Source organism: Polaromonas sp. P3_C2 (assembly GCF_056402675.1).
Genome location: NZ_JBFUGX010000310.1, coordinates 1 through 4,973 on the forward strand (window position 1 = coordinate 1; position 4,973 = coordinate 4,973).

Genomic DNA, 4,973 nt, shown 5'->3' on the forward strand with positions numbered 1-4,973 from the left:
GAACTGGTCGACCTGCATGCGCTGGTAGGAGAACAGTCCCAGCACCACGATGGCCAGCATGACCATGGTGGCGAACACGGGATTCCTGAGGCTGACCTGCGTGAACCACATGCGCGTGAGTCCTCAGGGCGCCGGCTTGGCGGGTGCACTGGCCGCTTGCGCCGCAGCCGGAAGCTGTGTGAAGCGCACTTTGGTGCCCTCACGCAATGGGCCGATCTCGCCGCGTATCACCACCGCGCCGTCGGCCAGGCCCTTGACGGCTACCACGCTGTCTTTGCCGGCGGTGCCGCGCGCACCCAGCTCGACGCTCTTGTGTACCACCAGGTCGTTTTCAACCGCCTGCACATAAGGTGTGGGTTTGTCGGTGCGCACGGCGCTGACCGGCACCGACAGCAGCGAAGCGCTGGCCGTGCCCAGCGTGCCCTGCGCAAACAGCCCCTGGCGCAAGGGCGGCGCGCCGGCGTCGCCTGCTGCGCCCGGGTTGTCGATGCTGAGGTAAGCCATCACACTGCGGCTGCCGGCCTGCGCTGTGGGATTGATGCGCACCACTTTGGCCGTGACGGGCTGGCGGCTGCCTTCGATCTGCAGCTGCGCGGTCTGGCCCACGCGCACGTCCATGGAGTCGGTGGCGCTCAAGGTGGCTTCCAGCTCGAGCCGRCTCAGGTCCACCACCTCGACGATTTTGGTGTCGATGCCCACGCGTTCACCGGGTTGCGCCAGGCGCTGCGACACCTGGCCGGAGATGGGGGCTTTCAGGATCGTGTCGTCCACCGATTTGGCCGCGACCTCGGTGGCGGCCAGGGCTGCCTTGTAGGTGGACTGCGCGGCATTGAGATTGGCCAGGGAGGTGTCGAGCGCGGTCTTCGAGATGAAGCCCTGGTCAACCAGCGCTTTGTTGTTGTCGTACTGGCGCTGCACCACGTCGACCTGTGCCTTGGCCGACTCGGCCTGCTCGCGGGCCTGGCGCACGCGTGACTGGTATTCGGTGGCGTCGATGCGCGCAATCACCTGGCCGGCCTTGACCACGTCGCCTTCGCGAACCGTGAGACCCTGCAGCTCGCCGGCCACGCGCGCCTTGATGACGGCGGAGTTGACGGCCTTGAGCGAGCCCGACACCGGCAGTCCCTGAACCACGTCGCGTGTCTGGGCCTTGACCACATCGGTGGCGGCCAGCTCGACCTGCCCCATGTCCTTGACAGCGGTGCTTGCGGCAAGCGCCTGTTGCTGGGCCTTGCGTGCGGACAGTGCACGCAGTACGCCGCCCGCGATGAGCAGCACGATAAGCCCGGCGACCGCCCACTTGACCCATCGTTTCATGTTGCGGCTTTCCTGTTGGCCTGTGCGGCGACGCCGGCTGGCGCGGAGATGCCGTTCAGGATGGTTTCCACCTGGAAGGCGATGTATTTTTGGGCATCCAGGTCCGCGTCGCTGCTGATGCAGATGCCGGCGGTGTGCCTGGACAGGATCAGGAAAATCATGGGAGCGACCACCAGGTAGACCGCATAGTCCAGGTCCATGGGGCGGAACTCGCCGCGGTCCATGCCGCGCTGCAGGATGCTGCGGATCAGCCCGTGGCCCGGCATGATGACTTCCTGCTGGTAGAAGGCCGCGATGTCGGGGAAGTTCTTGGCCTCGCTCATCATCAGCTTGGTCAGGCCCGACGCGCGCGTCAGGCCCACGCGCTCCCACCAGCTGTTCATGCAGTAAGCCAGCAATTCAGGGGTGGTGCCTTCAAAGGTGTCCAGCTCGGTGCGCCATTCCGTGAAGCGGCCCGAAATGTTTTCGCGCACCACGGCCTTGAACAGTTCTTCCTTGCTCTGGAAGTAAAGGAACAGTGTGCCTTTCGAGACCCCGGCGCGCGCCGCCACTTCTTCGGCGCGGGTGGCGGCAAAGCCTTTTTCCACGAACAGGTCTAGCGCCGCGTCCAGCAGTTCGCCGGGGCGTGCTTCCTTGCGGCGCTCGCGTTTGGCGGCGACCGCGGAGGTTTTGTCGCAAAATAATTTGGAAAGTGACATAGTTACTGACTGACTGGTTAGTAATATATCTGCTTACTTTCCGACCGTCAACCAAAACCGCCTAGGCTACACCGAGGCGGGGGAGCCGGTAGTGCCCTGAAAGGTAAACCCGCGGTAAAGCAGCCGGGTCTGCCGCGGGCCCAGGCGAAAGGGCCCCGCGAGAGGCCGGCTGTCTAAACGGGTGTGAACCGGCCAACCATCAGCGCCAGCCACTCACGCAGTACCTGCTGTGAAACCACCAGGCCAGAGGCGGAAGGCACCCATTCCATCAGGTCGTGCTGCGCCGGCTGCACCTGGCCCATGGGGGCGGGCGTCACCGTCAGGCCGGCACGCTCAAAAGCCCGGACAGCGCGCGGCATGTGCCAGGCGTCGGTGACCAGCGCGATGCGCTGCACACCGCTTTGCTGCAGCACAGGCGCCAGCAGGCGGGCATTGCCCCATGTATCGCGCGACTGGGCTTCGTTCCAGCGCAGTGTCATGCCATAGTCCTGCTGCACCGTGCGTGCGGCCACCACGGCTTCGGAATCGGTCTGTGCGCTGCTGGCCGCCCAGCCCATGCCGCCGGTAAAGGCCAGCGGCAAGCCCGACTGCCGGGCCAGCCAAACACCGTAGCGCAACCGCGCCGCCGTGTGCGCGCCCGGCTGGCTGCTGCCGTATTCAGCTGCTTCAGGCAGCACGCCGCCGCCCAGCACCACGATGGCCTGCACCTTTTGGGCCTTGAGGCTGGCCACCGGCATGGCGGCAAACTGCGGCAGCACGGTGCGCGCCAGCCATACGGCCGTGCCGTGGCAGCTGAGCAGCGCCAGCAGCAGTACTGAACAGGTTGCCAGCGCCAGCCCGGCCTTTTTATTTCGCCAGGCCAGCACGAGGCCCAGCAGGGCCAGCAACAGCAGCAAGGCCGGCGGGAGCGCCAGGCTGGTTAGCAAAGGCTTGAGCGCGCCGAATTCCATGCGTTGTATTGATTGCTATGAAAAATATAGCTGCTCGCGCTCGTCCTGATTGGTCCGGAGCCCTGAAAGGCCATCAATAAAAGGCTTGCAGGCCGGTCTGGGCGCGGCCCAGGATCAGTGCATGCACGTCATGCGTGCCTTCGTAGGTGTTCACCGTTTCGAGGTTGATCATGTGGCGGATCACATGGTATTCGTCATGGATGCCGTTGCCGCCGTGCATGTCGCGCGCCAGGCGGGCGATGTCCAGCGCCTTGCCGCAGCTGTTGCGTTTGATCAGCGAAATCATTTCCGGCACGGACTTGTCTTCGTCCATCAGCCGGCCCACGCGCAGGCAGCCTTGCAGGCCCAGCGTGATCTCGGTTTGCATGTCGGCCAGCTTCTTCTGGATGAGCTGGTTTTGTGCCAGCGGGCGGCCGAACTGCTGGCGGTCCATGGTGTACTGGCGGGCGCGGAACCAGCAGTCTTCAGCCGCACCGAGCGCACCCCAGGCGATGCCGTAGCGCGCCTTGTTCAGGCAGCCGAAGGGGCCCTTGAGGCCGCTCACGTTGGGCAGCAGGTTGGCTTCAGGCACAAACACGTCGTCCATCACGATCTCGCCGGTGATCGACGCGCGCAAGCTCATCTTGCCTTCGATCTTGGGGGCGCTGAGGCCCTTCATGCCCTTCTCAAGCACGAAGCCGCGAATGCTTTCCTGGCCGCCGACCTTGCYGTCGGGGTCTTCCAGCTTGGCCCAGACGATGAACACGTCGGCGATCGGGCTGTTGGTGATCCACATCTTGGCGCCCTTGACGATGAAGCCGCCGTCCACCGGCTTGGCGCGCGTCAGCATGCTGGCGGGGTCGGAGCCATGGTTGGGCTCGGTCAGGCCGAAGCAGCCCACCCATTCGCCGGTGGCCAGCTTGGGCAGGTATTTTTGCTTTTGCGCTTCGCTGCCGTAGGCGTTGATGGGGTGCATGACCAGCGAGCTTTGCACGCTGATGGCGCTGCGGTAGCCGCTGTCGACGCGTTCCACCTCACGCGCGACCAGGCCGTAACTCACGTAATTGAGGCCGGCGCAGCCATAGCCTTCGATGGTGGAGCCCAGGAAACCCATGGCGCCGGCTTCATTCATGATCTCGCGGTCGAATTTTTCGTGGCGTGCGGCCATCAGCACGCGGGGCTGCAGTTTTTCCTGGCAGAAAGCGTGGGCGGCGTCGGCTATGGCGCGCTCGTCTTCGCTCAGCTGCTCCATAAAGAAAAACGGGTCTTGCCAGTTGAATTGGTTTTTCATGGGTTGTCTCCGAAAAAGGTGGCTTGGTTTGCAGTGTAGGGCGCGTGGCTGGGATGCCCGCGGGCAGCTCGATTGTTTGACAAGCATGAATAGTTGTCTAATATCAAATATCGATCCAACGATATAAAAAACATATTCATGGATGGCTTATGGAATTTCGTCACCTCCGCTATTTCCTTGTCCTGGCCGAAGAGCTGCATTTCGGCCGGGCGGCCCGGCGCCTGTCGATTTCCCAGCCGCCGCTGTCGCTGAACATCCAGCAGCTTGAAGCCTCGGTCGGCGCCAAGCTGCTCACGCGCAACAGCAAATCGGTGCAACTCACCGCCGCCGGGCAGGCCTTTGTGCCGGCGGCGCGCGCCTTGCTGGATCAGGCCGCGCAGGCGGCTGGCCATGCACGTGACGTGGGGCAGGGCATGGCCGGCAGTCTGGCCATCGGCTTTTCAGGAACCATGCTGTACAGCGGCCTACCCAGGATCCTGGAGCGCTTCCAGGCCGAACACCCGTTGCTGCGCCTCACGCTGAAGGAACTCAACTCCAGCGAACAGCTGATCGAGCTGGCGCATGACCGGCTGGACCTCGGCTTTGTGCACACCACACGCGTGCCGCCCGAGTTGTCGCAGGTGCTGGTGTCCAGCCAGGCCTTTGTCGGTTGCCTGCCCGCGGGGCACGCGCTGGCGCGAAAGCGTTCGATATCGCTGCAGCAGTTACAGGGCGAACCCTTTGCCGTGGTGTCGCGCA

The 4,973-nt window shown here is 64.2% G+C and carries 5 protein-coding genes; 1 reads left to right on the forward strand and 4 read right to left on the reverse strand.

All coding sequences use genetic code 11. The features are described 5' to 3' along the window. Window positions 1–123: 123 nt before the first annotated feature. The 4 genes from AC1DWI_RS13680 to AC1DWI_RS13695 all read right to left on the reverse strand — a co-directional run bounded on the left by AC1DWI_RS13680 (window position 124) and on the right by AC1DWI_RS13695 (window position 4,235). Complete coding sequence (locus tag AC1DWI_RS13680; protein WP_477668053.1) at window positions 124–1,317, reverse strand: efflux RND transporter periplasmic adaptor subunit; 1,194 nt, start codon at window positions 1,315–1,317, stop codon at window positions 124–126. Then, complete coding sequence (locus AC1DWI_RS13685; RefSeq protein ID WP_477668052.1) at window positions 1,314–2,015, reverse strand: TetR/AcrR family transcriptional regulator; 702 nt, start codon at window positions 2,013–2,015, stop codon at window positions 1,314–1,316. The genes AC1DWI_RS13680 and AC1DWI_RS13685 overlap by 4 nt, the downstream gene beginning before the upstream one ends. Before the next feature lie 173 nt (window positions 2,016–2,188). Beyond that, window positions 2,189–2,965 (reverse strand): YdcF family protein, encoded by a 777-nt coding sequence (locus AC1DWI_RS13690; protein ID WP_477668051.1) that lies wholly within the window; start codon window positions 2,963–2,965, stop codon window positions 2,189–2,191. Window positions 2,966–3,038: 73 nt separating this feature from the next. Continuing rightward, window positions 3,039–4,235: an acyl-CoA dehydrogenase gene (locus AC1DWI_RS13695; RefSeq protein ID WP_477725023.1), complete on the reverse strand. Its 1,197-nt coding sequence runs from the start codon at window positions 4,233–4,235 to the stop codon at window positions 3,039–3,041. A 149-nt stretch (window positions 4,236–4,384) separates the two neighbouring features. Here AC1DWI_RS13695 and AC1DWI_RS13700 point away from each other — a divergent pair. Next, window positions 4,385–4,973 (forward strand): LysR family transcriptional regulator (locus AC1DWI_RS13700; protein ID WP_477725024.1); only part of this gene is annotated, 589 nt, incomplete at its 3' end.